General features: G+C 65.8%; 5 protein-coding genes. 2 read left to right on the plus strand and 3 right to left on the minus strand.

Annotated features, from left to right (window positions below; genetic code table 11):
• Positions 1–25: 25 nt before the first annotated feature.
• Positions 26–631, minus strand: coding sequence for an IS630 family transposase (locus FVS66_RS14120; protein ID WP_149182005.1), 606 nt, complete (start codon positions 629–631; stop codon positions 26–28).
• The gene (locus FVS66_RS14125; RefSeq protein WP_149181543.1) at positions 586–1,101 is read right to left on the minus strand and encodes a winged helix-turn-helix domain-containing protein; all 516 of its coding nucleotides are present in this window, start codon (positions 1,099–1,101) and stop codon (positions 586–588) included. The genes FVS66_RS14120 and FVS66_RS14125 overlap by 46 nt, the downstream gene beginning before the upstream one ends.
• Positions 1,102–1,571: 470 nt before the next feature.
• Here FVS66_RS14125 and FVS66_RS14130 point away from each other — a divergent pair, with 470 nt between their 5' ends.
• Together FVS66_RS14130 and FVS66_RS14135 are read left to right on the plus strand one after the other, a co-directional pair.
• Positions 1,572–2,195, plus strand: coding sequence for a TlpA disulfide reductase family protein (locus tag FVS66_RS14130; protein WP_149181544.1), 624 nt, complete (start codon positions 1,572–1,574; stop codon positions 2,193–2,195).
• 520 nt (positions 2,196–2,715) lie between these two features.
• On the plus strand, positions 2,716–3,351 hold the full coding sequence (locus tag FVS66_RS14135; RefSeq protein ID WP_149181545.1) for a choice-of-anchor C family protein: 636 nt from the start codon (positions 2,716–2,718) through the stop codon (positions 3,349–3,351).
• Between the two features lie 8 nt (positions 3,352–3,359).
• Here FVS66_RS14135 and FVS66_RS14140 read toward each other — a convergent pair whose 3' ends face one another.
• The gene (locus tag FVS66_RS14140) at positions 3,360–4,817 is read right to left on the minus strand and encodes an NF041680 family putative transposase (protein ID WP_149181364.1); all 1,458 of its coding nucleotides are present in this window, start codon (positions 4,815–4,817) and stop codon (positions 3,360–3,362) included.
• Positions 4,818–4,956 lie beyond the last annotated feature (139 nt).

Genomic DNA, 4,956 nt, shown 5'->3' on the forward strand with positions numbered 1-4,956 from the left:
CTGAGGTTGAAAGGGTGGGGTGACGCTACGGGGGCTCCAGTGCCAGTCCGGTCTCGGCTATGAAGCCGTTGAGGACTTCGGGGCGGCGTTGGATGCCGCGCAAGCGGTTCTTCACGAGCGGAGTGAGGTCGTCGATTGTGTGGGGTGCGAGGTTGGCCAGGGACTTCTTCAGGTGGGCCCACACGCCTTCGACGGGGTTGAGGTCGGGTGCGTATGGCGGCAGCTTGACGATGGTCAGCCACTCGCTGTTGCGCTCGCAGAACTTCCGCAAGGCTTTGGCGTGGTGGGTGCTGGCGTTGTCCCACACCACGATCAGCGGGGCACCGCCGAGTTGCCGACGGGCGGAGGTCAGCAGGTCCGCGAACTCGCGGGCGCGAAAGCCCTTCTTCTCGCCGGTACGGCCCCGGTACGTCTGGGTCCGGTAGATCAGCCTGGTCTCGCGTCCCGGTCTGATGCAGATCATCCCGGCCATCAGGACCCGGCCGGAACCCTTGCCCGTGACCCTGACCAGCGGCGTTTGCCCGCGTCGCGACCAGGTCCGGCCCTTTCCGGGTTTCAGGTCCTGCCCGGCCTCGTCCTCGAAGACTACCCACGCGCCCAGGAGCTGGGCCGTCCTCTTACCCGTGACCACTGCTCCGTCCGCCACAGCCCAACGGCCTGCTCGTCCCGCTCGACGGCCCGGTGCGCGGGGACCTGCGGCGACCAGCCGAGCCTGTGCAGCAGGTACGACACCCCGCGCGGGGTGTACCGGTACCCGAACAGTCTGTGGATCAGCTCCGCGACCCTCGCCAGGGTCCACCGCTGGTCCTCCATCCAGCCATGCGCCGTTGGCCCGGCCTCCAACTCGGCCTGCAGCCGCTCCGCCTGAACATCGCCCAGCCGGCACGGAAAGCCGCCGGCCCCCTTGGACGTCAGGGCTGCTCTGCCACCCTCACGCCAGGAGGCGTGCCAGGCATACGCTGACTTCCGTGACACGCGCAATCTGCCGGCCACCTCCGGCGGCCGCACCCCCTGCTTGAACATCTCCGCGGCCTCGAAGCGCACCGCTTCACGCTTCGCCCGCCCCACGGCGGTCAACCCGCCGCCATCCGCATACCTCATGACGAGGATGTAGCACCGCCAACGCCCGCTGTCACCCCACCCTTTCAACCTCAGATGCAGCGGCTCGTGTTGGACGTGATTCTTCCCGAGAAGCCGACGCTCTGATTGTAGAATCCGACTGCGCCAGAGGTGGCTCCGGAGTGCCGCTCGCCGGATGGCCCAGTGGTCGACCCGGATAAGTTGAACGACTTGGTTGCAGCGAAGGCGCTGTTCGAGTTCACGCCGATCCATAGCGCAGCACACGAGGCCACGGCTATCGAAGCCTTGAGGGCTTTTCGCATTCAGGTCCCCCCGGTAGGAAGTTGCTTTGTGTCCTGCGTTGGCCGGGTGCAGTCTAGATCGACTAAGAAATGGGGTGCAACGTTCGTCGTTGGGTTTTGGACATTTGGACATTCTGGTCATTCTGCCCAGAAGGCTTGGCTGTAGGTGTCGTTGCTTAGGGTGGTTCGGCTCCGTGGCAGACTAGTTGCATGATTGTCGACATCAAGCCCGTCATCTCTGTTCGGCGGCGAGTGCGGCACCCTGTGCGGTATCTGGCGCTCTCCGTCGTGTGTGCGCTCGCCTTGTCTGCATGCACCTCCGGCGGCTCAGTCGATCACGAATCCGGGGGTGCCGGTTTCGTGACCGGCAATGGCGGGATCGCGACAGTTTCAAAAGCGGACCGAAAGGTGGCCCCCCGGCTCAGCGGAGAAACGCTGCATGGTGAGAGGCTTGACCTCGCGGATTATAAGGGGAAGGTGGTCGTCCTCAACGTCTGGGGGTCATGGTGTACGCCATGTCGCGCTGAGGCGCCACACTTCGCAAGGGTGGCCAAAGACCTTAAAAGTAAGGGCGTTGAATTCATCGGAATCAATACGCGTAATCGCGACAAGGTTGAGCCGATCAAGTTCGAGCAGGATTTCGGTGTCCCTTATCCGAGCTTCTATGACCCGTATGGAAAGATGATTCTAGAATTTCCGAAGGGGAGTTTGAATCCACAGTTGATCCCGTCCACTATCGTGGTGGACAGGGATGGGAAGGTTGCAGCGAGGGCTTTGATGGCAATGAATGAAGACCAGCTGCGCAAGTTGATTGGTCCGCTGATTGACGAGTGATGGGGCATCAGCGGAGGCCAGTGCCTGCGGGGGAGGCGGGATTCCGCGGCCGAGGGGCTGTCGACGGTGCTGCGATCCGACGGGATCGGCCGTCCCGAGTTTCGGCTGTGTGATCTGGCCTGGTGAGCCAATACTCATTACCTAAGCCCCGGAACGTGCCTGAGTCGTCGGCGGCGTCGGCGAAGTCCATGTTGGCGATGCAGAGGTTCGCCGACCCGTCGGGGAAACCACTGGGCGGTAACCCGGAATGGCCGCCCGGGCTCGTCCGAGAGGTCCACGGTCAGTGTGGTGGCCGGGGAAGGTTCACCGGGTTGGTGCTTGCGTCGATGGCGCGGAGATCGGGAGCGCCGTGCACTCCCGCAAACTGCCGTGGCCACGAGTCCCGGCCGCGTACCCGTTGCATGGCTCGATGGCTGGATATCGCTCACACGGATGCCTGTGTGTCTGCCGACGTCAGATGCGGATGACCGTGGGAGTTTCTGTCCGTCCAGTCGTTTCGCCCCCTTATCGGAAGGTTCCCATGCTGTCCAAGCGTCTCTACGCTGCACTCGCCGCGGCCGGTCTGCTTGCAGGCGTCGGTACCGCTGCGGCATCCCCTGCTCACAGCGCCCACTCGGCCCGCACGGTGGCAGCCCAGGCCGCCACCACCGCCTTTACCAACGGCAGCTTCGAAACACCCACCGCCCCGTCGAACTTGTTTTCGACCTACTTCGCAGGTCAGACGATGGGCCTGTGGCAGGTCGAGAGCGGGAGCGTCGACCTGGTCGACGACGGCTTCTGGCAGGCTGGGGAGGGCGAACAGTCGGTGGACCTCAACGGCGGCACCGCGGGCACGTTGTCCCAGACGTTCACGACGGAGCCCGGGACGAAGTACACCGTGACGTACTCGCTCGCCGGCAATCCTGCGGGTGCGCCGACCGTGAAGACGGGCGAAGTCCGCATCGACGGGCAGAACTTCCAGGACTTCACCTTCAACACCGCCGGCAAGACATACGCGAACATGGGATATGTGACGCGGCAGTTCACGTTCGTGGCCAACCGCCCTTCCACGAAGCTGACGTTCGCCAGCACGTCCGGGCCCACGGCCTACGGCCCTGTCATCGACGACGTCAAGGTCAAGGGCTGCTCCTGCTGCTCCAACAGCTCATGCAGCTAGCTTGATCTTTAACCTGTGCGGCGTGGACGCGGGGTCGTTGTCTTCTTCGTTCGTCGCTTTGCGGAGTCCGGTTTGCCGACTGTGTGCACGTCGTGGCGTGGGGTGGGTCGGGTGTTCTTGCGACCCGGCGGACGCCCTGGGCCGGGGCGGGAGGTTTTCGGTGCTTCGGCGGGGCAGGCGGCCTTGGGGCGGAGGTGCCGGAAGTCGCGGCGGACCCGGGCGGGAGTGAGCCTGTCGGGCGGGCTGGGTTTCTCCCACGGCCGGCGGAGGTCGGCCGCCAGTGGGCGAGCGAGCCGGAGCTGGGTGAAGGCGGCGAGGATCAGCCAGGTCCACCGGTCGGCGGCCTCGGGGCTGCGGATCTTCGGGCAGGTCCACCCGAGCGTCTGCTTGAAGAGCCGGAATGTGTGCTCGATGTCGAACCGCCGTAGGAACACCTGCCAGAGCAGGTCGACTTCCGTCTCGGTGGCGTCGGTGCCCGACCACCACAGCCACACCGGCTTCGGTGTCGCGCCGCTGGGCAGGTGGTCGACCTGCAGGCGGATCGCGGTGCCCTCGATCACCGGCAGGGCGCCGAGCTGGGCGGTCCAGGCGGAGCGGTGGGTCAGTCTCGGGTGGAGGCGGTCCCATGCCCGGGCCGTGGCGGTGCCGTAGAGACGCGTCGCGGTCACCGTTGCTGCGTCGGGGGTGTTCCAGGTGGTGGGATCACCGAACACGAACTCGCCCCCGTGACGCGGTGGACGGCCACGGGTGCCAGGTTCCCGTGGCGGGACCGCGCGACGAAGGACACGGTCCGAGCGCATCCGGCCCAGCACCTGCACCGGCAGATCCCGTAGAAGGAAGGCCAGGCGGGGCACGTCGTAACCGGCGTCCACCACGATGAGGACGTCCAGGTCGCCGTCGTGCCACTGCCCGGCTGCAATCAGGCGCTCGATGAGCTCGCGCATCTGCCGAGCAGTGACGGTCGCGGCATCGTCGCCCGGGGCCAGACGCAATGCGTCCAGCGGCGCGGTCCATGAACTGCGGCCCGTCTCCAGCGCGCAGATCACCGAATACGGCCAGCCAGGAACGGGAATGTGCTGGTCCTTGCCCCGCCCATAGGTATGGCACAGGATCCGCTGCGGTGAGGTGTGCGCGTCGGGCCGCAGCCAGCAGGTGATGTCGGCGGCCAGCACCAGCCGTCCGTCCGCCGCCCGCGGCAAAGGCACCGCGGCCAGGGCCCGCCGCAGCCGGGCCACGTCCAGCCGGCCCGCAGCCAGGGCGTCGTAGAGTCCACCATGCCCACGACGGTGTTCACCCACCAGCGACAGCTCCACCAGCGACCGGACCGGGCCGTCCGCACACAACACGGCGTCCGCCAGCTCGAACAATGCATCCGCACGTCGGGTCAGGCAGGAGTGGAACTCACCCCGGAAGCGTGACAGTTCCGCAAACGGATCCTGCCGGACAGCATGATGCAACAGACTCATCCCCACGGCCTTCGTGCTGGGTGTGTGTGTTCCTTGGTCGGAGCACATGCTCAGCCGAAGGCCGTCTGCGCGTACGGCAGTTACCGGTCCGAGTGATCAAGTACGAGGAGCCGTTCGACCCGCAAGGTTAAAGATCAAG

Origin of the sequence: Streptomyces sp. TRM49041, from assembly GCF_008271805.1 — a bacterium.
GTDB lineage: Bacteria > Actinomycetota > Actinomycetes > Streptomycetales > Streptomycetaceae > Streptomyces.